21 protein-coding genes are annotated in these 22544 nt (G+C 71.0%); 18 read left to right on the top strand and 3 right to left on the bottom strand.

What is annotated here, in order from left to right:
- Positions 1 to 85: 85 nt before the first annotated feature.
- On the top strand, positions 86 to 2056 hold the full coding sequence (locus QF034_RS11480; protein WP_370880783.1) for a DUF2075 domain-containing protein: 1971 nt from the start codon (positions 86 to 88) through the stop codon (positions 2054 to 2056).
- Between the two features lie 55 nt (positions 2057 to 2111).
- Here QF034_RS11480 and QF034_RS11475 read toward each other — a convergent pair whose 3' ends face one another.
- On the bottom strand, positions 2112 to 2240 hold the full coding sequence (locus QF034_RS11475) for a DUF6408 family protein (RefSeq protein ID WP_307174844.1): 129 nt from the start codon (positions 2238 to 2240) through the stop codon (positions 2112 to 2114).
- A gap of 417 nt (positions 2241 to 2657) precedes the next feature.
- Here QF034_RS11475 and QF034_RS11470 point away from each other — a divergent pair, with 417 nt between their 5' ends.
- From QF034_RS11470 to QF034_RS11405, 14 genes are all read left to right on the top strand, one after another.
- On the top strand, positions 2658 to 4631 hold the full coding sequence (locus QF034_RS11470) for an NERD domain-containing protein (RefSeq protein WP_370880782.1): 1974 nt from the start codon (positions 2658 to 2660) through the stop codon (positions 4629 to 4631).
- A 576-nt stretch (positions 4632 to 5207) separates the two neighbouring features.
- Complete coding sequence (locus QF034_RS11465) at positions 5208 to 6266, top strand: lytic transglycosylase domain-containing protein (RefSeq protein WP_307174843.1); 1059 nt, start codon at positions 5208 to 5210, stop codon at positions 6264 to 6266.
- 56 nt (positions 6267 to 6322) lie between these two features.
- Entirely contained in the window at positions 6323 to 7438 is a 1116-nt protein-coding gene (locus QF034_RS11460) for a sigma-70 family RNA polymerase sigma factor (RefSeq protein ID WP_307174842.1), read from the top strand.
- Between the two features lie 308 nt (positions 7439 to 7746).
- On the top strand, positions 7747 to 8676 hold the full coding sequence (locus QF034_RS11455) for an ABC transporter ATP-binding protein (protein WP_307174841.1): 930 nt from the start codon (positions 7747 to 7749) through the stop codon (positions 8674 to 8676).
- Positions 8673 to 9443 carry an MlaE family ABC transporter permease gene (locus QF034_RS11450; RefSeq protein WP_010036858.1) on the top strand — a complete coding sequence of 257 codons (771 nt, stop codon included), beginning with the start codon at positions 8673 to 8675 and terminating at the stop codon, positions 9441 to 9443. The genes QF034_RS11455 and QF034_RS11450 overlap by 4 nt, the downstream gene beginning before the upstream one ends.
- A 3-nt stretch (positions 9444 to 9446) precedes the next feature.
- Complete coding sequence (locus QF034_RS11445) at positions 9447 to 10250, top strand: MlaE family ABC transporter permease (protein WP_307174840.1); 804 nt, start codon at positions 9447 to 9449, stop codon at positions 10248 to 10250.
- An 8-nt stretch (positions 10251 to 10258) separates the two neighbouring features.
- Positions 10259 to 11500 (top strand): MCE family protein, encoded by a 1242-nt coding sequence (locus QF034_RS11440; protein WP_307174839.1) that lies wholly within the window; start codon positions 10259 to 10261, stop codon positions 11498 to 11500.
- Entirely contained in the window at positions 11497 to 12534 is a 1038-nt protein-coding gene (locus tag QF034_RS11435) for an MCE family protein (protein WP_307174838.1), read from the top strand. Before QF034_RS11440 ends, QF034_RS11435 begins: the two co-directional genes overlap by 4 nt.
- Complete coding sequence (locus QF034_RS11430) at positions 12531 to 13697, top strand: MCE family protein (protein ID WP_307174837.1); 1167 nt, start codon at positions 12531 to 12533, stop codon at positions 13695 to 13697. The genes QF034_RS11435 and QF034_RS11430 overlap by 4 nt, the downstream gene beginning before the upstream one ends.
- A complete protein-coding gene (locus tag QF034_RS11425; protein WP_307174836.1) occupies positions 13694 to 14818 on the top strand; it encodes an MCE family protein in 1125 nt (374 codons plus the stop codon). The genes QF034_RS11430 and QF034_RS11425 overlap by 4 nt, the downstream gene beginning before the upstream one ends.
- Positions 14815 to 16119: an MCE family protein gene (locus QF034_RS11420; protein ID WP_307174835.1), complete on the top strand. Its 1305-nt coding sequence runs from the start codon at positions 14815 to 14817 to the stop codon at positions 16117 to 16119. Before QF034_RS11425 ends, QF034_RS11420 begins: the two co-directional genes overlap by 4 nt.
- On the top strand, positions 16116 to 17390 hold the full coding sequence (locus QF034_RS11415) for an MCE family protein (protein WP_307174834.1): 1275 nt from the start codon (positions 16116 to 16118) through the stop codon (positions 17388 to 17390). Before QF034_RS11420 ends, QF034_RS11415 begins: the two co-directional genes overlap by 4 nt.
- Positions 17387 to 17875 carry an Rv1363c family protein gene (locus tag QF034_RS11410; protein ID WP_307179853.1) on the top strand — a complete coding sequence of 163 codons (489 nt, stop codon included), beginning with the start codon at positions 17387 to 17389 and terminating at the stop codon, positions 17873 to 17875. Before QF034_RS11415 ends, QF034_RS11410 begins: the two co-directional genes overlap by 4 nt.
- Before the next feature lie 57 nt (positions 17876 to 17932).
- The gene (locus QF034_RS11405) at positions 17933 to 18715 is read left to right on the top strand and encodes an Rv1363c family protein (protein WP_307174833.1); all 783 of its coding nucleotides are present in this window, start codon (positions 17933 to 17935) and stop codon (positions 18713 to 18715) included.
- Positions 18716 to 18733: 18 nt separating this feature from the next.
- On the opposite strand, the gene QF034_RS11400 is transcribed toward QF034_RS11405, so the two are convergent.
- Both QF034_RS11400 and QF034_RS11395 read right to left on the bottom strand, forming a co-directional pair.
- Complete coding sequence (locus tag QF034_RS11400; RefSeq protein ID WP_307174832.1) at positions 18734 to 19078, bottom strand: MazG-like family protein; 345 nt, start codon at positions 19076 to 19078, stop codon at positions 18734 to 18736.
- A gap of 45 nt (positions 19079 to 19123) precedes the next feature.
- Positions 19124 to 19681 (bottom strand): DoxX family protein, encoded by a 558-nt coding sequence (locus QF034_RS11395; RefSeq protein WP_307174831.1) that lies wholly within the window; start codon positions 19679 to 19681, stop codon positions 19124 to 19126.
- Positions 19682 to 19836: 155 nt separating this feature from the next.
- On the opposite strand from QF034_RS11395, the gene QF034_RS11390 reads away from it, so the two are divergent.
- The 3 genes from QF034_RS11390 (at position 19837) to QF034_RS11380 (ending at position 22478) form a co-directional block, all read left to right on the top strand.
- A complete protein-coding gene (locus QF034_RS11390) occupies positions 19837 to 20163 on the top strand; it encodes a nuclear transport factor 2 family protein (protein WP_307174830.1) in 327 nt (108 codons plus the stop codon).
- A gap of 60 nt (positions 20164 to 20223) precedes the next feature.
- Positions 20224 to 21210, top strand: a complete 987-nt coding sequence (locus QF034_RS11385; protein ID WP_307174829.1) for an aldo/keto reductase — start codon at positions 20224 to 20226, stop codon at positions 21208 to 21210.
- A gap of 125 nt (positions 21211 to 21335) precedes the next feature.
- Positions 21336 to 22478, top strand: a complete 1143-nt coding sequence (locus tag QF034_RS11380; RefSeq protein ID WP_307174828.1) for a D-alanyl-D-alanine carboxypeptidase family protein — start codon at positions 21336 to 21338, stop codon at positions 22476 to 22478.
- Positions 22479 to 22544 lie beyond the last annotated feature (66 nt).

Raw genomic sequence — 22544 nt, 5'->3', positions numbered from 1 at the left:
GGTGCCGCATCTAGCCGCCAGGTGGCGGCATTTCCGGGGAGCGGATGCGTCGCTGACGGAGCGTTCCGCTTGGGCGGAGAGCCTGGTGAGCCTCGCTAGCGACCTGGTCGCCGCCGGTCGCGGGAACGTGGAGATGATCGTCGAGTGTGCTGCCACCCTCAGCGAGACTGACCGCCCGGATGGCCCCCGGCTCATCGATGTCGTTCTCGTGGGCCATCATCCGCACCGGCGTCAGTTGTCCGTGCAACTTGTCGAACTGAAGCGCTGGTCGATGGTGACCAGGGTGGAGCAGGCGACCGCTGATCTCGTGCACGTACCGGGGATGGGCAGGAAGAAGCACCCGGCACTGCAGTTGCGCGAGTACTACGAGGCTTTCACGGGCACCGGCGGGCCGCTGAGCGGACTCGACTTCGAATGCGGCGGCTTCGCCTACCTGCACAACGCCACGGACGAGTCCGTACGGCCCCTGATCGACATCGACATGCCGACCGGCTCCTACGCCCGTGTGTACACCAACGACGGTCGAGAGAAGCTGCTGTCCGACCTCCGCGAGAACTTCGCCGAGGAAGGTGGCGCCTCTGCGGCCGAAGTACTCATGCGGAGCATGGGGTTACGCAACACGCCCTTGCTCGACGCCATGATCTGGTCGCGCGGAGAGGACACCGTGTTCACCCTGCGCGGGCGGCAGAAGGAGGTCGCCGACCAGATCCTGGACACGGCCTCCAAGGTCCTCCCCGACCCCTTGAATCCAGCCCTCGTCCCCGACGAGCGGCGCGTGGTCTTCCTGGTGACAGGTGGCGCCGGGACCGGCAAGAGCGCCATCGGACTGCAGATCAAGGCGGAGTTGGAAGCTCGAGGCCGGACGGTCAAGTACGCCAGCGGCAGCAGGGCCTTCAATGGCGCCATCCAGGAGCATGTCGGCTACGGAGACCGGGAGTTCCGCGAGACCTTCACCTACTTCAGCAGCTTCGTCACCCCGCCGGATCCGCCTCTGGACGTGCTGATCTGCGACGAGGCGCACCGCATCCGGGACCGCTCGACGAACCGTTTCTGGAAGCCCGAGCAGCAGGGCACCCAGCCCCAGGTGGACGAGCTGCTCGACGCGTCCCGGCTGACGCTCTTCTTCCTCGACGAGGGGCAGTCCGTGCGACCGAACGATGTCGGCACCGTCGGTCTGATCGAGGACGCGGCCAGGCGACGCAACGCCCGACTCGTGCGCTACGGCCTTCGGGAGCAGTTCCGGTGTGGTGGCAGCGACGCCTACATCCGCTGGGTGCGCGCCGTGCTCGGGGTGACGGACGACGCACCGGGGCAGTGGACACCGGACGGACTGATGCACGTGGAGGTGGCGGACACCCCGGATGAACTCGAACGCATCATCCGCAGCGAAGCCCTGGCCGGCGCGTCCGCGCGCATGGTCGCTGGCTACTGCTGGCCCTGGACGAAGCCTCTCGGCGAGGAGAAGCGACTGGAAACCGACGTCCGCATCGGCGACTGGCACAGGCCGTGGAACGCGGACAGCGACAGCTTCTGCGAGAACGACGCACCACCGTCGAAGATCTGGTCCGTGCACAAGAACGGTCTCGACCAGATCGGCTGTGTGTATACGGCGCAGGGTCTCGAATGGGACTGGTGCGGCGTGATCATGGGTGAGGACATGGTGCGCCGCGACGGCCAGTGGGTGTTCCAGCGGGGCAAGGAGCACGAGGAGCCGGAAACGGGAATCAAGCGCGTCGCCACGCCGGGGTCGTTCGACCCGAAGGTGAAGGCCGGCAGTGTGGACGACGGGGAATTCGCCCGACTGGTCCGGCATGCCTACCACGTGCTGATGACTCGGGCGAGCCGTGCGACGGTGCTCTACTCCACGGACGAGGAGACCCGGACCTACCTGAAGGAACTCGTTGGCGAGGTCCAGATCCACGGACTGCGCCCCACTTGGGAGAACCTGCCGAGGGAAGCGCGCGTACCGCACCTGCCCCGGCCCCGGAGAGGAAAGCGCCGCCGCAGGAGCCGGAACACGCCGGGCTCAGAGGGATCCGATCTGCGTCTGTTCTGACGGGTGCCGGCACTGACGCGGAGTGGCGGGCTCTCCGGGCCCGCCACATGTCTGGTCAGAGGACCAGGCGTGCTGCCGCGGTCAGGGCCGCCACCACGAGATTGGCGACGACACCTACGGCGACGTCGACCAGAATCTCGCGAAGCCGGTTACGACGTGCAGGCTTGTACTCAACGGGGTTCATGGGTAACCACTCCTTGGCGTGAGCTGGGAATGGCAGGGACGGCCCTACCGGGCATCCGCACTCACACCACGTGCAGCACGCGGTGGAAACCACTCGTCAGTCACAGCCGAGGACCGGCGCCTGAACGCCGCCGACGTACCCTCCGGGAAGGTGCGCAGCGGGAAACAACGTAGTGCAGCACCAAAATGTCGGTAGCCAATTTCGGCCACCGTGATCGCCGTCGCCGTCGCTTTCGTACGACAGCCCACGGAAGCGTTTCTTCGATGGCCTCGGCTGTCCAGCCGCCGTCTGTGTTCTCGGCCTCGATGCGTTCGACCCGCTCGACTATGTGGTGGCTCGTCGCTCTGCGGCACCTTCCGTGGCGTGGCGTGGGGTGCCACGGCGGCCCCTGGAAGTCACGAGGAGCGGGGAACAGGCATGCGGGAAGGCCGGTGGGTCACGGTCACCGAGTCCGAGTTCGATCACGAACGCCGCGGCCTGGAGGCGATCCGGGAGAAGCTGCCGGACTCCGACCCTTGGCGTGCCTGGTCGAACTTCACTTTCACCGCGAACACCGGTCACGTCCGTGAGGTGGACCTGCTGGTCGTCGCTCCCGGCGGCGTCTGCATGATCGAGCTGAAGGACTGGCACGGTTCGGTCACGTCCGAGAACGGCACCTGGGTGCAGACCACTCCCGGTGGCCGCCGCCGTACGCACGGCAATCCGCTGCACCTGGTCAACCGCAAGGCCAAGGAACTGGCCGGCCTGCTCGCGCTGCCCGGCAACAAGCGCGTCTGGGTCGCCGAGGCCGTCTGCTTCACGGACAACAGCCTCCGAGTACGGCTGCCCGCCCACGACCAGAATGGCGTGTACACCGTCGACGAGCTGGTCGAGATGCTCAAGCAGCCGCCGCGCGATGAACGGCGCCGCATCACCGCGATCAGCTCCCGCGAGATCGCGGGAGCCCTGAAGAACATCGGCATCCGCAAGAGCGACGCGCAGTACAAGGTCGGCCCGTACGAGCTGGAGCGGAAGTCCTTCGAATCCGGTCCCACCTGGGCGGACTACCTCGCCCGCCACAGCGACCTCCCCGAGGCCGCCCGCGTCCGCATCTACCTCAGCGACCGCGGCTCGGACGCCTCCCTGCGCCAGTCCGTCGAGAACGCGGCCCGGCGCGAAGCCGCGGTGCTGGGCCGTTTCAAGCACCCGGGCGTGGTCGAGCTCAAGCAGTACTTCCCCTCTGGTCACGCCGCCGGCCCCGCGCTGATCTTCGACTACCACCCGGACACCCTGAAGCTGGACGAGTACCTGGTCCAGTACGGCGAGAAGCTGGACATCCTCGGCCGCATGGCGCTGGTCCGCCAGCTCGCCGAGACCATGCGCTCCGCGCACTCCAGCCGCATCCACCACCGGGCGCTCGCCGCCCGCTCCGTGCTCGTCGTCCCCCGGCCGCGCGGCAGGAAGGGCAGGGCCGTGGGGGAGGATGGACAGGGCACCGAGGGCGGCGGACGCCCGCGCCGCCGCGAGGAGACCGTCGCCCGCCAGCTCCGCGAGAACGGCCGCCTCCAGGTCGACCAACTGGAGGCGTACGGCGACTACCTCTTCGGAGCCGTCGACTTCCTGGAGGGCGAGGGCGTCTGGCACCGCGACATCAAGCCCGACAACATCGCCATCCGCATCCGCCCCAACCGCACCCGCGAACTCGTCCTCATCGACTTCTCCCTCGCCGGCTACCCGGCGAAGAGCACCAACGCGGGCACAGACGGCTACCTCGACCCCTTCGTCGACGTCATCACCCGCGGCTCCTACGACTCCCACGCCGAGCGGTACGCCGTCGCCGTCACCCTGCACCAGATGGCCTCCGGCGAGCTGCCCAAGTGGGGCGACGGAAGTGTCCCGCCCCGCATGACCGACGCGAAGGAGTGGCCGTACCCGACCATCGCGGCCGAGGCCTTCGACCCGGCCGTACGGGACGGACTGGTCGCCTTCTTCCAGAAGGCCCTGCACCGCGACGCGGGCAAGCGGTTCCCCGAGCTGAAGCCCATGCGGGACGCCTGGCGCAAGGTCTTCCTCGACGCCTCCCAGACCGTCCCGTCCAGCCACCGTTCCCGCCACCCGGCCCCCGCGACCACGGGGGGGGACACCCGCAGAGGGCGCCGCCGCGGCGGCGATCGCGGACGCCGAGCCGGAGACCGCCGAACAGCAGCGCGACCGGCTTGCCGCCGAGGTCACGCGGCATACTCCGCTGACGGTCTCCGGACTTACGCCCGCTGCCCAGTTCCGACGAAGCCGGGCACCCCGACAGGGCCGCTGCCGGCCGGCTCCGCAGGCCTGCGGGCGAAGTGGAGCTCGACGCCCGGACAGGACCGTGAACTGCGGCGGCGCGGTGAAAGACGCGGTGAGCCGGGGTGAGGTTCTCTCGCAGGCGCAGCCAGCTGTCGGTGAACCGTTGCAGGGGGTCGGCTGAGTCGAAAAGCAGCCAAGGCCGCTTCAGACGGACGCCAGCTGTTACGCCCGCACCAACTGCTCCGTCACCCCAAGGCCCCGAGTCCCGGGCCCCGACTCGTCTGCCGCTGCTGGTGCGGGTGCAGGGGTGGCTCCACTGGGACGACGTCGGGGGTGAACTCTGGGCAGCGGCGCACCGTCCGGCCCGACACGCGAGCCCCTGAGGCGCTCCGAGCCCGGTCACGAAGACCCCGCTTCCCCGTCCTCCTCGAACCGCAGCACCGCGCCGGTCGTCGCTGACGTGACAGCGCCCGTACGCGTCGAAGGCTACGTGCACGGGCTGGTCCAGCCCCCCGGCGAGCACGATGCGGGTGTCGCCGTCGCCGATGGCCACGATCCGACCTCGAAAACCTCCGCGGTGGAAACGTGCCAAACCCCGCGACGGACCCGCCCCCCTCCCCCGTAGAGCAGACGACAGGCAGCTCACAGGGAGGGGAGCAGGACGTGGCAGGGCACAGGGGCAGACGTGTCAGAGGTGCGGCGATGGCAGTGGTGGCGATGGCGGCGCTCACCGCGTCGCAGGCGCCGGCGGCCGTCCCGGCGCGGGCAGCCGCACCAGCGCGCGGTCAGGCACCTGCCGAGGACGGCCCGAGCGTGTCCGGTGACGCCCCGTACCGGACCGAGCTTCCGCCGCTGCGGACCGGGAAGCGCTCGGGCGGCGGGGCGGCGGAGGAGGAGGAAGTGGGCGGCGCGCTGCCGGCGAGTGTGTTCGCCGCCTATCGGCGGGCCGAGGACCGGCTTGCGCGCGAGGTGCCTGGCTGCCAGCTGCGCTGGCAGTTGCTGGCGGCGATCGGGCAGGTGGAGTCGGGGCAGGCGCGCGGTGGCAGGGTGACGCCGGACGGTACTACCGTGGCGCCGATCCTCGGGCCGCGGCTGGACGGCGTGGCGTTCGCGCTGATCCGGGACACCGACGGCGGCGCCCACGATGGGGACCCGGCGTACGACCGCGCGGTCGGGCCGATGCAGTTCATCCCGTCGACCTGGGCCCGCTGGGGCGCGGATGGCAACGGCGACGGCCGTACGGATCCGAACAACGTCTTCGACGCGGCACTCGCCGCCGGACGGTATCTGTGTGCCGGTGGCCGGGACCTGTCCGTTCCCGCCCAGCTGGACCGCGCGATCCTCGGCTACAACCACTCGGCGGCCTATCTGCGCACGGTCAGGGCCTGGTACGCGTACTTCCTGGAAGGGCACCGGGTGGTGCCGGACGGCTCCGCCGGGCCCTTCGCCGGGTCCTCCTCCGCGCGCCCCGAGCCGTCGCGGTCCCCCTCGAAGCCGAAGGAGGCCTCGCCGACACCGACACCCTCCACCCGGCCGAGTGCCCTGCCGTCCCGCACCCCGTCGCCCCCCGCCTCCCCGGCCCCGGCCGGCACGCGCCCCGCCACCGACCCCGAGAAGCCGGACGAGCCACGACTCCCCACCCCCGACCCGGACTTCGAGCTCCCCGGCGACGACCTGCTGCCCAGCGCCGCCCCACTGGCCAGTAACAGCGCGGACTCGATGACCGCCTCCCCCTCCACAACCGGCGATACTCGGCGGTAATGTCGCCCCACCCGCCGGACAGCACGAGACCGGTGGGTGAGCGCGAAGGGGCCCTCATGGCGACGGACATGCCTGCGGACATGCCCGCAGAGACACCTGCAGTGGTGACCGCGGCCGACGAGCGGTGGCGGCGCATGTGGAGCCACCGCGAGCACCTGCTCAAGGTGGCCCGGCGCAGGTCGATGAGTGCGGAGGACGCCGAGGACGCGGTGCACGAGGCGATGCTGCGCGCCGCCGAGCGGCCCGACCTGGACGACGAGCGGCTGGCGGCCTGGCTGACGACGGTGACGATGCGGCTGTGCGTCGACCGCTACCGGCAGGTCAACCGCGAGGCCGAGGTCCGCACCAGCCCGACGCTCATCGCCCCCGGCCCGGTGCCCGTCGAGGAGGCGGTGTGCGACCGGGCCGAGGCGAGGTGGCTGGCCGTTCGCAGTGGTGAGCTGCCCGCGCGGCAGGCCGAGGCTCTGCGGCTGAAGTCGGAGGACCTCGACGTCGGCCAGGTCGCCGTCCGGATGGGGCTGAGCTACCGGACCGTCGAGTCGCTGCTGGCCCGGGCCCGGCGGACGCTCCGGCAGTCGCTGGCGGCCACGTTCGGGGTCGCGCTGTTCCTCATCGGGTGGGGACGGCCGCGCGGAGTCGGCAGGGCGCAGTCCGTGGCGGTCGCCTCGACGGCGGCGTCTCTGGTGGTGGCGGGGTTCGTGCTGCCGTACGCCCTCGACGGCGGCGGAGGCGGGGGCGGTACGGCGCCTCGGCCCGCGGTCGCTTCGCCGGGCGCGGAGACGTTGCGGCCGGACGGCGGTGGCGGGGGTCGTACACCTCGAGGGTCCGAGCCCACGGCGGCGGCAGCCGACCGCAGAGCGGCCGGCTCCCCGGCCGATGGGGACGAATCGTTCCTCCCGCTGTCCGTCCCGTCGCTGTCGGCGGTCCCAGGCGTCCCGAATATCCCGGACGTTCCGGACTTCCCGGTGGCGCCGCTGCCCGTGCTGCCCGCGCCCGAGGTCCCGCAGGTGCCCGACGTCCCGAAGCCCGAGGTTCCCGACCTGCCGGTGGAGCCCTCCGCCGTGCCGACGGACACGGCGGTCCCGGCGGTCCCGGAAGCTCCGGAGGATCCGGAGGCTCCCGCCACACCGTCCGCCTCGCTCCCCGAGCCCACGGTGCGCCCGCTTCCGTAGCGCTCGACACTCGCCTGTAGCGTTCGAAACCCGCCCGTAGGGCACGAAAGTCGCTGGTAGCTCCCGAAGCAAGGCCGTAGTTCCCGAAATCCGCCTGTAGCTCCTGTAATCCGCCTGTAGCTCCTGTAATCCGCCTGTAGCTCCCGAAACTCGCCCATAGTGCCCGGAAGCTCACCCGTAACGTCCGAAAACCCGCCCGAAGCGCCCGGAAACCCGCTCGAAAAAAACCGCCACTCGAGCGACGGACCCCCCTCCCCTCCCCGTAGAGCAGATGTCAGAGCTGCTCCAGGGGCCGAAGGGTGGACCGGATGGGTGTCGAGATCTGTGTGGAAGGGCTGACCAAGTCCTTCGGTCACCAGGTCATCTGGCAAGACGTCTCGCTGACGCTGCCCGCCGGGGAGGTCTCGGTCATGCTCGGCCCCTCCGGCACGGGCAAGTCGGTGTTCCTCAAGACGCTCGTCGGTCTGCTCAAGCCGGAGCGCGGGTCGATCATGATCCAGGGCCGGGACATCACCAGGCTCCGCGAGCACGACCTGTACGAGGTGCGGAAGCTCTTCGGCGTGCTGTTCCAGGACGGCGCGCTGTTCGGCTCGATGAACCTGTACGACAACATCGCCTTCCCGCTGCGCGAGCACACCCGCAAGTCCGAGAGCGAGATCCGGCGCATCGTGCTGGAGAAGATGGACATGGTCGGGCTGATCGGCGCCGAGGGAAAGCTGCCCGGCGAGATCTCCGGCGGGATGCGCAAGCGCGCCGGGCTGGCCCGGGCCCTCGTCCTCGACCCGGAGATCATCCTCTTCGACGAACCCGACTCGGGTCTCGACCCGGTCCGCGTGGCCTACCTCAACCAGCTCATCGTCGACCTCAACGCCCAGATCGACGCGACCTTCCTGATCGTCACGCACGACATCGCCTCGGCCCGCCAGGTGCCGGACAACATCGGGCTGCTGTTCCGCCGCGAGCTGGTGATGTTCGGGCCGCGCGAGGAGCTGCTGGCCAGCGACGAGCCCGTCGTACGGCAGTTCCTGAACGGCCGGATGCAGGGTCCGATCGGCATGGCGGAGGAGAAGGACGCCGCCCAGGTCGAGCAGGAGCTGGCGCAGATCGACGACAGTGCGCATGTCCAGGAGCTGACTCCCCGCCTGCTGCCGGGAGCAGGCATCACCCGGCCGCCCCGCTGGCAGGCGATCGCACGGCGCGAAACCCAGCTCCACCACAAGGAGGTGGCCGGCGCATGAGCCTGTCACCCGTCGGAGCGCTGCGGCACTCGGGCAGCCTCTTCGCGATGGCGCTGGACGTCGTCCGGACGATCCCCCGACGGCCCTTCCAGGCGCGGGAGTTCATCCAGCAGACGTGGTTCGTCGCGAGCGTCACCATCCTGCCGACGGCCCTGGTCTCCATCCCGTTCGGGGCGGTCATCGCACTCCAGATCGGCAGCCTCACCCGGCAGTTGGGCGCCCAGTCCTTCTCCGGGGCCGCCTCCGTGCTCGCCGTACTGCGCGAGGCCTCACCGATCGTCACCGCGCTGCTGATCGCGGGCGCCGGCGGCACGGCGATCTGCGCCGACCTCGGGGCCCGGAAGATCCGCGACGAGATCGACGCGATGCAGGTGCTGGGCATCGACCCCATCCACCGGCTGGTCGTCCCCCGCGTGCTGGCGTCGATGCTGGTGGCGGTGCTGCTCAACGGCCTGGTGTCGGTGGTCGGAGTGGCGGGCGGCTACTTCTTCAACGTCGTCCTCCAGAACGGCACTCCGGGCGCCTACCTGGCCTCCTTCACCACCCTCGCCCAGCTCTCCGACCTCTGGGCGGCCGAGGTCAAGGCGCTGGTGTTCGGCGCGATCGCCGGGATCGTCGCCTCCTACAAGGGCCTGACCGCGAAGGGCGGACCCAAGGGCGTGGGCGACGCGGTGAACCAGTCGGTGGTGATCACCTTCATGTTGCTGTTCGTGACGAACTTCGTGATGACCGCCGTGTACTTCCAAGTCGTTCCGCAGAGGGGATGAGGCATGGCGCTGCTGAATCGTCTGGAGGAGCTGGGCGCCCAACTCTCCTTCTACGGGCGGTCGTTGGCCTGGACCGGCCGTACCGTGCGCCGCTACAAGAAGGAGATCCTGCGGCTGCTCGCCGAGGTCAGCTTCGGCCGGGGCGCGCTCGCCGTCGTGGGCGGCACGGTCGGCGTGATCGCCTTCCTGTCGTTCTTCACCGGCACGGAAGTGGGGTTGCAGGGGTATGCCGCGCTCAACCAGCTCGGCACCTCCAACTTCGTCGCGTTCCTCTCGGCGTACTTCAACACCCGTGAGATCGCCCCGCTGGTGGCCGGGCTCGCGCTCTCCGCGACCGTCGGCGCCGGGTTCACCGCCCAGCTCGGCGCGATGCGGATCAGCGAGGAGACCGACGCGCTGGAGGTCATGGGCGTGCCCTCGCTGCCGTTCCTGGTGACGACCCGGATGATCGCCGGGTTCGTGGCCGTCATCCCGCTGTACGTGATCGGCCTGCTGTCCTCGTACCTGGCCGCCCGCACCATCACCACCGGCTACTACGGGCAGTCGGCCGGCACCTACGACCACTACTTCCAGCAGTACCTGCCGCCCGTCGACGTGCTCTGGTCCTTCGGCAAGGTGCTCGTCTTCGCCGTCCTGATCATCCTGGTGCACTGCTTCCACGGCTACTACGCGAGCGGCGGTCCGGCGGGCGTCGGCGTCGCGGTGGGCCGCGCGGTGCGGACCTCGATCGTGGCGATCAACGTCCTGGACTTCTTCCTGTCGCTGGCGATCTGGGGCGCCAGCACGACCGTTCGGATCGCGGGGTGAGCCGCCGTATGAGGGTGCTGAGACTGCGGTTGTACGGCGTCGTCTTCATCGCCGTGCTCGCGTTGCTGCTGTCCCTGTCCGTCGCCGTCTACCGGCAGGTGTTCACGCCGGTCGTGCGGATCACGCTGGAGGCCGACAGCCTCGGCAACCAGCTCGATCAGCGGGCCGACGTCAAGCTGCGCGGGCTGCTGGTCGGCGAGGTGCGCGAGGTGCGGGCCGACGGGACCAAGGCGACGCTCGACATCGCGCTCAAGCCGGAGCACGTCGCCCACATCCCGTCCGACGTGCACGCGCGCCTGCTGCCCAAGACGCTGTTCGGTGAGAAGTACGTCGACCTGGTCCCGCCCGCCGGCTCGTCCGCCCGCCCCATCCGCGCCGGGGACGTCATCACCCAGGACCGCACCCGCGTCGGCATCGAGGTCCAGCAGCTGATGAACGATCTGCTGCCGCTGCTGCGGACCGTGCAGCCCGGCAAGCTCAACGCCACGCTCTCCGCGTTCGCCACCGCCCTGGAGGGACGGGGCGACCGGATCGGCGACAACCTCACGCGAGTGGAGGCCTATCTGCGCCGCCTCAATCCGCACCTGCCGTCCCTGAAAGAGGACATCGCACGCTTCGCCGACGTGGCCGAGGTCTACGGTGACGCGGCGCCCGACCTGATGGAGATCCTGCGCAACACCGTCACCACCAGCCGCACGATCACCGAGCAGAAGGACCGGCTGGCCGCGGCGCTGAAGACCACGGCCACCGTCGCGGGCACCGCCGAGGACTTCCTCGACGCCAACGGCGACCGGCTGATCACCCTCGGCCGGGTCTCCCGCCCCACGCTGGAGCTTTTCGCCCGCTACTCCCCGCAGTACCCCTGCCTGCTGGCCGGCCTGGTCCGGCAGGAGAAGGCGTCCGAGGAGGCGTTCCGGGGCGGAAAGATGCACATCACGCTGGAGGTCGTACGGCCGCAGGGTGCCTACGAACCGGGGGAGGTGCCGCGCTACGGCGAGCGGTCGGGCCCCGACTGCCGTGATCTGCCGCATCCCCCCGTGCCCGCGCCCGGTGCCCACCTCAACGACGGTTCCAAGAGCACGAGTTCGTCCCCGGGCGGCCCGTCCGGCGTCTCCGCCACCCGGGCCGAGCAGCGGGCCGTCGGCTCGCTCGTATCTCCGGTGCTGGGCGTGCCCGCCGACGAGGTGCCGCCGGTCGCGACGCTGCTGTTCGGGCCGATGGCGCGCGGGACGGCGGTGAGCGTCGCATGAGCACCACGGGAGCCCGGCAGACCGCCGCTCCGCTGATCAAGTTCAGCCTCTTCGCGCTGGTGACGGTGCTGGCCACGGCCCTGCTCGCCGCCACCATCGTGAACATCTCCTTCACCCCCGAGCACGAGTACCGCGCGGTCTTCAGCGACGTCACCGGCCTGGAGGAGGGCGATGACATCCGGGTGGCCGGAGTGCGGGTGGGCGAGGTCGAGGGCATCCGGATCAAGGACCGGACGCTGGCCGAGGTCACCTTCACGGTCAGCCAGGAGCGGCCACTGCTCAGCAGCACGGGCGCCGTCATCCGCTACCGCAACCTGGTCGGGCAGCGGTACGTCGCGCTGACCGAGGGCGCCGGCGACGGCACCCGGATGCGCCCCGGCGGCACGATCCCCCTCGCGCGCACCCAACCCGCCCTCGACCTGAACGCGCTGCTGAACGGCTTCAAGCCGCTGTTCGCCGCGCTCAGCCCGAAGGACGTCAACCAGCTCGCCACCGAGATCATCAAGACCCTCCAGGGCGAGGGCGGCACCGTCAACAGCCTGCTGACGCACACGGCGTCGCTCACCACCACGCTGGCCGGGCGCGACAAGCTGATCGGCTCGGTGATCGACAACCTCAACACCGTGCTGAAGACGCTCGACAAGCGCGGCGCCCGCTTCTCCGGCCTGCTCAAGCAGCTGCGCCGGGTCATCTCCGGCCTGTCCGCCGACCGCAAGCCCATCGGGGAGTCGCTGGTGAGCATCGGCGATCTGACGGGGGCCACCTCGGGCCTGCTGAAGGACGCCCGCCCGCCGCTCAAGGACGACATCGCGGAACTGACCGACCTCACCGGAACGCTGAACGACAACGAGAAGACCGTGGAGGGCGTGCTGAAGCGGCTGCCGAACAAGCTGAACGAGCTGACGGGGACGGCGTCCTACGGCTCGTGGTTCAACTTCTACCTGTGCGACTTCGACGGCCGGATCGTGCTGCCGAAGACGAAGCAGGTGCTCACGCCCGAGATGCACGTGGCGAGGGCGAGGTGCGGGGCATGAGCCGCAAGCGCCGTCCGGAGCCGCTGGTCAAGGTGCGGGTGGAACCGCCGAAGCTGCCTCGCGTGCGACTGCCGAAGGCACGGCTCCTGCCGCGCCGCAAGCCGCGTCCGCAGCCGCTGATCAAGGTCCGTGTCGAGCCGCCGAAGTTGCCGAAGATCCGGCTCCGCCGTCCGCGCCTCGGCCCCTTCCGCGAGCGGAACCCCATCGTCATCGGCGCGGTGGGCCTCACCGTCCTGGCGCTGCTGACCGTGGCCGCGTTCAACGCCGACCGCCTGCCGGTGATCGGCGACGGCGAGACGTACAGCGCCGCCTTCGCGGAGGCGGGTGGTCTCAAGCCGGGCGACGAGGTGCGGATCGCCGGGGTCAAGGTCGGCAAGGTCGAGGAGGTCGACCTGGACGGCGACCACGTCAAGGTCACCTTCAAGATCAAGGGCGAGCCGGGGTTCGGCACCGAGACCGGCGCGTCGATCCGGGTCAAGACGATCCTCGGCGCCAAGTACCTCGCCCTGCACCCCAAGGGGCGGGGCCGGCTGGAGCCCGGCAGCGAGATCCCGCTGAAGCGGACCGTCCCCGCGTACGACGTCGTGCAGGCGTTCAGCGATCTCACCACCACGACGGAGAAGGTCGACACGGACCGGCTGGCGAAGGCGCTGGACACCATCTCCACCACCTTCGAGGACTCACCGCAAGAGGTACGGGCCTCCCTCAAGGGCCTGTCGAAGATCTCCCGGACGGTGGCCTCGCGCGACAAGGCCCTAGGGGAGCTCCTCGACCATGCGAACGGCGTGACGGGAGTCCTCGCCGACCGGTCGGGCGACTTCACCGCCCTGGTCGAGGACGGCGACAAGCTGTTCAAGGAGATCAACAAGCGGCGGGCGGCGATCCACAAGCTGCTGAAGACCTCCGCCGCGCTCGGCATCCAGCTCTCCGGCCTGGTCCAGGACAACGAGAAGGAGATCGGGCCCGCGCTCAAGGGCCTCAACACCGTGGTCAAGATGCTCGAACGGAACCAAGCCGGCTTGGAGCGGAGCATCAAGCTCCTGGCCCCCTACGTACGGGTCTTCACCAACACCCTCGGCAACGGCCGCTGGTTCGACTCCTACGTCCAGAACCTGGTCGCCGCCCCGGTGGTGCCGCGGACGCGGACGGGGGGCGCGCAGTGAGCAACCGCTGGAAGAAGAGCCTGGCCCTGCTGACCGCCCTGGCCCTGGTCGCCGCGCTCACCTACGTCCTGTGGCCGCGGACCGAGCCGGCCCGCGTCACGGCGTACTTCCCCCGCACCGTCGGCATCTACCCCGGCTCGGACGTCCGCGTGCTGGGCGTGCGGATCGGTGAGGTCAGGAAGATCACGCCGGAGGGCGGCCGGGTGCGGGTGGAGCTGGAGTACGACGCGGACCGCAAGGTCCCGGCGGACGCGCAGGCCGCGATCATCAACTCCTCGGTGGTCAGCGACCGTTACGTGCAGCTGCTGCCGGTGTACCGGAGCGGTCCGGTGCTGCGGGACGGGGACGAGATCCCCGAGTCGCGTACGGCCGTCCCGGTCGAACTGGACCGCGTCTTCGACAGCCTGCACACCACGGCCGAGGCGCTCGGCCCCGAGGGCGCCAACAAGGACGGCGCCCTGTCCCGGCTGCTCGGCGTCAGCGCCGACAACCTCGACGGCCAGGGGAAGAACCTCCACCGGACGGTCGAGGACCTCTCGGAGGCGGTGACGACGCTTTCCGACGGCCGCACGGACCTGTTCGGCACGGTCCGCAACCTCCAGGTGTTCACGGCGGCGCTGGCGGCCGACGACAAGAGCGTGCGGTCGTTCAACAGCAGCCTCGCCAAGGTCGCCGAGCAACTCGCGGGCGAGCGCAAGGACCTGGCGGCCGCGCTCAAGAACCTCGGCACGGCCCTCGGTGACGTGTCCGCCTTCGTGAAGAAGAACAAGAAGTCCCTGACCTCGAACGTGGAGGGCCTGAGCAAGGTGACCAAGGTGCTCGTCACCCAACGGGCGGCGCTGGAGGAGCTGCTGGAGGTCGCGCCGACGGGCATGTCCAACCTGAACAACGCCTACAACCCCGCCGCCGGCACCCTCGACACCCGCAACAATCCCGACCATCCGCAGGATCCGGCCTCCCTGCTGTGCTCGATCCTGAAGACGACAGGGGAGAAGACCGACTGCCGGGACCTGAGGGACCTCTTCGACTCCCTGCCCGAAGTGCCCGAAGTGCCCGAGGGCATCGCGGCCACCGGCACCGTCGACCGCACCCTCGGCGGAATCCTGGGGGCACGCGCATGAGGCCACTGCGCAAGAGCGGGGCCGTCGCATGGGCGACCGCCCTGACGCTGCTGCTGTCCGGCTGCGAGTTCAACGGCTGGTACGACGTCCAGCTCCCCGGCGGAGCCGCCGCCGACGGCCACGCCTACCACGTCACCGTCGAGTTCCGCGACGTCCTCGACCTGGTTCCGCAGTCGGCGGTCAAGGTCGACAACGTCACCGTGGGCGCGGTGGAGAAGGTGGAGCTGGCGGGCTGGCACGCGAGGGTCCGCCTGAGGGTCGCCGACTCGGTGAAGCTGCCCGCCAACGCCGTCGCCGGGCTGCGGCAGACCAGCATGCTCGGTGAGAAGTACGTGGCGCTGGCCGGGCCGCCGGAAGGCAGGCCGGTCGGCCGGCTCCGCGACGGCGACGTGATCCCCCTGTCCCGCAGCGGCCGCAACCCGGAGGTCGAGGAGGTGCTGTCCGCGCTGTCCGCCCTGCTCAACGGCGGCGGCGTCGCCCAGCTCAAGACGATCACCACGGAGCTGAACAAGGCCCTGGAAGGCCGGGAGAACCGGGTCAAGTCCCTGCTCAAGGAACTCGACACCTTCATCGGCGGCCTGGACGACCAGCGCCGGGACATCGTCCGCGCGCTGAAGGCCGTGGACCGCCTGGCCAAACGGCTCGGCAAGGAGAAGACGACGATCGCCGACGCCGTCGACGCGATGCCCCCCGCCCTGAAGGTCCTGGCCGACCAGCGCCGCGACCTGACGAGGATGCTCACCGCCCTGTCGAAGCTGGGCAAGACCGGCACCAAGGTGGTCAACGCCTCCCACGAGGACACGGTCGCCAACCTCAAGCAGCTGCGGCCGATTCTGCGACAGCTCAACAAGGCGGGCAGTGACCTGCCCAACTCCCTGGAGCTGCTGACGACCTACCCGTTCCCGCGCAATGTGGTGGACGCCATCAAGGGTGACTACGTCAATCTGCACATCACGGCTGACCTCGACCTGCCCGGGATCTACGGCAACCTGACGGACGAGCCGGGCGGCGGGAACGGCGGGGACACTCAGGTACCGGAGCCTCCCGAGGCCCCGGACCTGCCGGACGTACCGGATCTCCCGGAGGCCCCGGATCTGCCGGACGTGCCGAAGCCCACCGCGCTGCCGAGCGGTCCGAGCGTGCCGTCGCGCCCGTCGGCCCCCTCGGGCGGCGACGACCCGCTGTGCCCGCCGGTGTGCACCGCCGGCTACGGCTCCAGCGGCTACCCCACCGGGGGCGACTGGCCCGAGGGGATCAACCTCGAACTCGCCGAGCTGATGCTGAAGGGGGTCCAGCCGTGATCACCCGTACGGTCAAGGCGCAACTGATCGCCTTCGCCACCCTCACCGCCGTAGGTGTGTCGTACGTCGGCGCCGAGTACACGGGCCTGGTGGACGAGGTCCTGGACCGCGGCTACACCGTGCGGGCCGACTTCCCCGACTCCGGGGGCGTCTTCCCCGGCGCCGAGGTCACCTACCGCGGGGTGCCGGTGGGCAAGGTCGGCGCCCTGCGCCTGACCGGCCCGGACGGCGTCTCGGTCACGCTCGACATCGAGGACGGGGCGCCGCGCATCCCGGCGGACACGCTGGCCGTGGTCGCGAACCGTTCGGCGGTGGGTGAGCAGTACGTCGACCTCCAGCCCCGCACCTCCCGCGGCCCGTACCTGCTGAACGGCAGCACGATCCCGCGCGAGAGCACGCGGGTGCCGCTGTCGACGACGGACATGGTCCTCAGTCTGGACCGCCTGGTGAACTCGGTCGGCAAGGACGACCTGGGGGTCACGGTCGACGAGTTGGGCAAGGCGTTCGCCGGTACCGGCCCGAACCTGAGCCGCCTGGTGGACTCGGGCAACACCCTGGTCGAGTCGGCGTCCGAGGCGCTGCCGGAGACGACCGCCCTGATCGAGGACTCTCGGAAGGTCCTGAAGACACAGGCCGACCAGGGCTCGTCGATCAAGTCGTTCGCGCGCGATCTTGCGGCGCTCTCGGCCCAGTTGAAGACGAGCGACGGGGACCTGCGCAAGCTGATCGGCAACGCGCGGCCGGCGGCGCAGGAGCTGAACGCGCTGCTGAAGTCGACCGGGCCGCAGCTGTCGGTCCTGCTGGCCAACCTGATCAGCGGCGGCCAGGTCACGCTGGCCCGCCTCCCCGGCGTGGAACAGGCCCTGGTCACCTTCCCGCTGATGGTCGCGGGCAGCTACACGGTCATCCCGGGCGACGGCACCACCCACTTCGGCCTGGTGCTGAACGCCGACGACCCGCCGGCCTGCACCCAGGGGTACGGCACGGCACGCCGCGACCCCGCGGACACCAGCACACGCGAGGCGAACACCGACGCCCGCTGCACGCTCCCGCGCGGCAGCCAGTCGTCGGTACGGGGCGCGCAGAACGCCCCGGGCGCGTCGGCCGACGGCGGCGCGAACCAGGCGGCGTACGTCACCCCGTACGACCCGGAGACCGGTACCACCACCGGCCCGGACGGAAGGAACGTCGAGATCGGCTCGACGGGCGGCCAGCAGGCCGTGTTCGGAAAGGAGTCGTGGCAATGGCTGCTCGTTGGCCCCGTGGCATGAGGCCGGTGCGCCCCGGAGTGATGACGGCGGGACTCGTCGCGGCGACCGTCCTCACCACAGCACTGTCACTCTGGCTGGCCTTCGGCCTCTACGAACACCGCGAGGCGGACCAACGACGCCAGGGCATCCTGGCCGCGGCCCGCCAGTCGGCGCTGAACTTCACCTCTCTCGACTACCGGCACTACGACCGCGACAGCGCGAACGTACTGGCGGCTGCGACCGGCGAGTTCAAGAAGCAGTTCACCGCCCAGACGGACCAGCTGACGAAGCTGGTGGCCCAGAACAAGTCCGTGTCGCAGGGCCAGGTCCTGGAAGCGGGCATCGTCCGCTCCGACGAGGACTCGGCCCGTGTGCTGGTGGTCGCCGACAGCAAGGTGACCAACACCGCCGCGCCCGAGGGGGAGGCGCGCACGTACCGGCTCCAGCTCGACCTCGTACACGAGGACGGCCGCTGGCTGACGTCCGACGTCGAGTTCGTCGGCTGATCCACGGGCCGATCCGCCGACCGACAAGCACCGACGAGGAGCACGAGGAGTACCACCATGCCGAAGACGACCACCGGCCGCGCCCCCGGCCCCGGCACCCGCCGCACCATGACGGCGGCCGCCCGAGCGGCGGCGAAGCGCGCGGAGCGCGGCCACCGGGAAGCGGGCGCGGCGGCGGCCGGCGACGAGGGGCCCCCGCGCCGGGCCGAGCGGCCACGCGCCGGACGCACCGTCCTCATCGAGGCCCCGAAGGACGGCTGGGACGACCCGCCGGAGCCGTCGCCGGAGTCGTTCGAGGAAGACGCGCCACAGGAGCGGAGCGAGCCCGGCCCCGGCAGGCGCCGGAGGCCGCTCACCTTGCTCCTGGCCGCCCTGCTCGCCGTCGGCCTGGTCGCGCTCGCCGCCCTGGGATGGCAGTACCGCGACGGCCGCCTGTCGGAGACCGCCCGGACCGAGGCGCTCGCGGCCGCGCGGAAAGCGGCACCGGTCGTCCTGTCGTACGACTACCGCCACCTGGACAAGGACTTCTCCAGGGCCCGCGCCCACCTGACCGGCGACTTCCGCGACGAGTACGGCAAGACCACGAAGACCGTGGTCGCCCCGACGGCCGAGAAGTACCACGGCGTGGTGAAGGCCACGGTCGCCGCCCCCGGCTCCGGCGGCACCCCGGCCGCCTCCGTCGTCTCGGCCTCCCCCGACAAGGTCGTGGTCCTGCTCTTCGTCAACCAGGTCACCGAGAGCACCCAGGTGTCGGGGGCCCGAGTGGACCAGAACCGGGTGCGGATGACGATGGACCGCACGGGCCACGGGTGGAAGGTGAGCGGGGTGGACGCGCTGTGACGGCAGCTCCGCCCCGGATCAGCGCCGTGCCGAGGCCAGCGACCGCTCCCGCACCCCCTCCAGATGCCGCCCGAACACCTCCCGCGCCTCAGGCGTCAGCGTCCGCAGCGCCATCAGCGCGGTGATGACGACATCGCACAGCTCCGACTGCACGTCGTCCCAGGTGTGCGTCACGCCCTTGCGCGGGTTCTGGCCCGTCGCGCCGATGACCGCCTCGGAGACCTCGCCGACCTCCTCGGACAGTTTCAGGATGCGCAGGAGCACGCCCTCGCGGCCCTCGGCCGGGCGGTGGGTGTCGAGCCACTCGGACAGGGTGTCGATGGTGGCCCACAGGTCGGGCACGGGCGGCGTGTGATCACTCATGGGCGGCAGCCTGCCACGAGGGTCTGACAGTGCCCCCCGCCGCTGCTACTCCATGAACTCCTCTTCGAACAGCGCGTCCTGCTCGCCCTCCTTCGCCTTCCGCAGCCGCCGGGCCCGCGCCCCCACGATCAGCGCCGTCCCCGCCGCCGTCGCCGCGAACGCCGCCGGGATCATCCAGCCCCGGTTCACGGCGTGTCCGAGCGCGTGGTCCAGGGAGAGCCGGCCCGGGCCGGTGACGGCGAGGCCGGCGGCCGTGAGGCCCAGGGACGCCGCGTACTCGTAGCCGCCGCCCTGGTTGAAGAAGCCGTTCGGCGTGTGCACCGCCGCCGCGCCGGCCATCGCACCGGCCGCCGCTGCCCCGGCCGCCGGTGTGGCCAGGCCCAGGGCCAGCAGGGTGCCGCCGCCGGTCTCAGCGAGGCCCGCGGCCGTCGCGCTCGCCTTGCCGGGGGCGTAGCCGACGGACTCCATGAACTGGCCCGTCCCCTCGATGCCGTGCCCGCCGAACCAGCCGAACAGCTTCTGCGTGCCGTGCGCGGCCAGCACACCGCCCGTCCCCAGCCGGAGCAGCAGCAGGCCCAGATCACGTCGGTCGTAACGCCTCACGTCGTCTCCCGGAGCAGACAGCAGGAACAGAACACTCCCCGTCGCGTTTCCACCGTCGCACCCCTGACACCCCCAGACACCCGCCGGGCCCGCCCGGGACGCCGTTCGGGTGGCACCGGTGGCGTGGTCCGGTGGCCGGTACGAGGCTGACTGGCATGACGATTCAGACCACGCGTCTCAGCGACCCGGCCGTCCGCGCTTTCGTGACCGCCGTGAACAACCACGACCGCGAGGCCTTCATGGCGCTTCTCGCGCCGGGCGCGACCATGGCGGACGACGGCTCCGACCGCGACCTCGCCGACTGGGTCGACCGGGAGATCTTCTCCTCCCACGGCCACCTGGAGGTCGACAACGAGTCCAACGGCGGCCGTGCCCTCATCGCCCACTACAGCAACGACACGTGGGGCGAGATGCGTACCCGGTGGAGCTTCACCGTGGACGACGACGGCAGGATCTCCCGCTTCGAGACCGGCCAGGCCTGAAAAATCCCCTCCCTCCGGGGGCTTGTGTTCGCGTGCGCTCCAACTCCTAGCCTCCCGGTCATGGAAACCACACGGTCGCTCGGACGCAGCGGCATCGAAGTGAGCGCCCTCGGCTTCGGCTGCTGGGCGATCGGCGGCGAATGGCAGGACGCGGACGGGCAGCCGCTCGGCTGGGGCAAGGTCGACGACGAGGAGTCGGTGCGGGCGGTGCGGCGCGCCCTCGACCTGGGCGTCACCTTCTTCGACACCGCCGACACCTACGGCGCCGGACACAGCGAACGCGTGCTCGGCCGGGCCCTCGGCAAGCGCCGGGCCGAGACGGTCGTCGCCACCAAGTGGGGCAACGTGTTCGACGAGGACACCCGGACCCGCACCGGCGCCGACGCCTCCCCGGCCTACCTGCGCCGCGCCCTGACCGCGTCCCTGGACCGGCTCGGCACCGACTACGTCGATCTCTACCAGTTCCATCTCTCCGACGCGGACACCGAGCAGGCCGCCCTGCTCCGGGACGCGTGCGAGGAACTGGTCCGCGAGGGGCTGATACGGGCCTACGCGTGGAGCACCGACGACCCGGCACGCGCCGCCGTGTTCGCCGAGGGGCCGCACTGCGCCGCCGTCCAGCACACGCTCAACGTGCTCCAGGACGCGCCCGCGATGATCCGGCTGTGCGAGGAGGCGGGCCTGGCGAGCATCAACCGCAGTCCGCTCGCCATGGGGCTCCTCACCGGCAAACGCCGGGCCCGGCAGCCGCTGGAGGCCGGTGACATCCGCAGCAGGCCCCCGGCCTGGCTCCAGGGTTTCGGTGACGGATCCGGCGCCGACCCGGAGTGGCTCGCCCGCATCGACGCCCTCAGGGACGTCCTCACGAGTGAGGGCCGCACGCTCGGCCAGGGCGCCCTGGCCTGGCTGTGGGCGCGCAGCCCGCGCGCGATCCCCATCCCGGGCTTCCGTTCGGTCGCCCAGGCGGAGGAGAACGCGGGAGCGCTGGAGAAGGGGGCACTGACCGGCGCGCAGCTGGCCGAGGTCGACCGGCTGCTCGGGCGGTGACCGCCCGGCGCCGGGCTGGGCGATGTCCGGGCTCACGCCGAGCACCCGTGATCATTGCGGGACCTTGGGCGAGTCTTTGAACGTTCCGTGCACGCCGAGGTGGTTTCGCTTCGTAACGTCGCGGGATGTGTGACTCCGCCCGGCTGTCCAGACGTTCCGTGCTCGCCCTGGCCGTGGCCGCCCCGGTGGCCGCCGCGGCACCGGCCCGGGCCTCCGGGCCCGTGCTCGGCGGCGACCGCCTCGGCAGCGACGCGGTGCAGGCGGGCAGTACCACCGGACTGCCCGGGAGGCTCACCGCACGGTCCTGGCTGGTCGCCGATCAGGACAGCGGCGAGGTGCTGGCCGCCTACCGGGCGCACCGGCGGCTGCCGCCCGCGTCCACGCTGAAGATGCTGTTCGCCGACACGGTGCTCGACCGGTTCCCGCACGGCAGCCGGCACACCGTCACCGCCGCCGACCTGGCCGGCATCCCGGCGGGCTCCAGCCTCGTCGGCATCCGGGCCGGGAGCACGTACGCCGTCCGCCAACTCTGGCAGGGCGTCTTCCTGCGCTCGGGGAACGACGCGGTGCACGTCCTCGCCCACATGAACGGCGGTGTGGCGAGGACCGTCGCCGAGATGCGGGCCAAGGCGCGGGAGCTCCAGGCCCTCGACACGCACGTGGTCAGCCCGGACGGCTTCGACCACCCGGGGCAGCTGTCCTCGGCGTACGACCTGACGCTCTTCGCCCGATACGGCCTGCGCGACCCCGGCTTCCGCGCCTACTGCCGGACGAGAACGGCCGACTTCCCGGCCGGGGGCGGGAAGACGTTCCAGATCCAGAACACCGACCGGCTGCTGGACGGGGCGTGGGGCCTGCGGGCGTATCCGGGGCTGATCGGTGTGAAGAACGGCTACACGACCCACGCCGGCAACACCTTCACCGGCGCCGCCACGCGGGCCGGGCGGACCCTGCTCGTCACCGTGATGCACCCCGCCGACCGCGCCGACGCCGTCTACGAGGAGGCCGCCGCCCTGCTCGACTGGGGTTTCGCGCACGGTGCGTCGGCACGGGCGGTGGGCACGCTGGTCGAGCCGGTGAGCGCGGGACAGGGGGCGGAGCCGGCGCCCAGGCGAGGGACCGCCGCCGCCGGTACGGTCGCGCCCGGACCCTCGGCCGGGCGGCTCGTGGAAGGCGCCGGTACCGCGGTCGCGCTCCTGGCGGGCGGGGCCTGGGCGCTGCGCCGGCGCGTGGCGCGCCGGCCTGCGAAGGGACGGCACCGCGAGTGACGTCCAACAGCCCTACGGCACCCCGCCCTTGACGTTTGCGGCAGTCGTTCCACTCGTACCGGTGCG

This window comes from Streptomyces africanus, from assembly GCF_030816955.1.
Classification (GTDB): Bacteria; Actinomycetota; Actinomycetes; order Streptomycetales; family Streptomycetaceae; genus Streptomyces; species Streptomyces africanus.
The sequence above is the reverse complement of the archived record's forward strand: the minus strand, read 5'-3'. Positions and strand labels throughout refer to the sequence as shown.

Coding starts and splice junctions, on each gene's coding strand:
- QF034_RS11475 (WP_307174844.1), bottom strand. CDS start 2,240: ATGAACCCCGTTGAGTACAAGCCTGCACGTCGTAACCGGCTTCGCGAG.
- QF034_RS11470 (WP_370880782.1), top strand. CDS start 2,658: ATGCGGGAAGGCCGGTGGGTCACGGTCACCGAGTCCGAGTTCGATCAC.
- QF034_RS11380 (WP_307174828.1), top strand. CDS start 21,336: ATGTGTGACTCCGCCCGGCTGTCCAGACGTTCCGTGCTCGCCCTGGCC.
- QF034_RS11385 (WP_307174829.1), top strand. CDS start 20,224: ATGGAAACCACACGGTCGCTCGGACGCAGCGGCATCGAAGTGAGCGCC.
- QF034_RS11390 (WP_307174830.1), top strand. CDS start 19,837: ATGACGATTCAGACCACGCGTCTCAGCGACCCGGCCGTCCGCGCTTTC.
- QF034_RS11445 (WP_307174840.1), top strand. CDS start 9,447: ATGGCGCTGCTGAATCGTCTGGAGGAGCTGGGCGCCCAACTCTCCTTC.
- QF034_RS11455 (WP_307174841.1), top strand. CDS start 7,747: ATGGGTGTCGAGATCTGTGTGGAAGGGCTGACCAAGTCCTTCGGTCAC.
- QF034_RS11460 (WP_307174842.1), top strand. CDS start 6,323: ATGGCGACGGACATGCCTGCGGACATGCCCGCAGAGACACCTGCAGTG.
- QF034_RS11405 (WP_307174833.1), top strand. CDS start 17,933: ATGCCGAAGACGACCACCGGCCGCGCCCCCGGCCCCGGCACCCGCCGC.
- QF034_RS11430 (WP_307174837.1), top strand. CDS start 12,531: ATGAGCCGCAAGCGCCGTCCGGAGCCGCTGGTCAAGGTGCGGGTGGAA.
- QF034_RS11400 (WP_307174832.1), bottom strand. CDS start 19,078: ATGAGTGATCACACGCCGCCCGTGCCCGACCTGTGGGCCACCATCGAC.
- QF034_RS11435 (WP_307174838.1), top strand. CDS start 11,497: ATGAGCACCACGGGAGCCCGGCAGACCGCCGCTCCGCTGATCAAGTTC.
- QF034_RS11440 (WP_307174839.1), top strand. CDS start 10,259: ATGAGGGTGCTGAGACTGCGGTTGTACGGCGTCGTCTTCATCGCCGTG.
- QF034_RS11410 (WP_307179853.1), top strand. CDS start 17,387: ATGAGGCCGGTGCGCCCCGGAGTGATGACGGCGGGACTCGTCGCGGCG.
- QF034_RS11420 (WP_307174835.1), top strand. CDS start 14,815: ATGAGGCCACTGCGCAAGAGCGGGGCCGTCGCATGGGCGACCGCCCTG.
- QF034_RS11465 (WP_307174843.1), top strand. CDS start 5,208: ATGGCAGTGGTGGCGATGGCGGCGCTCACCGCGTCGCAGGCGCCGGCG.
- QF034_RS11450 (WP_010036858.1), top strand. CDS start 8,673: ATGAGCCTGTCACCCGTCGGAGCGCTGCGGCACTCGGGCAGCCTCTTC.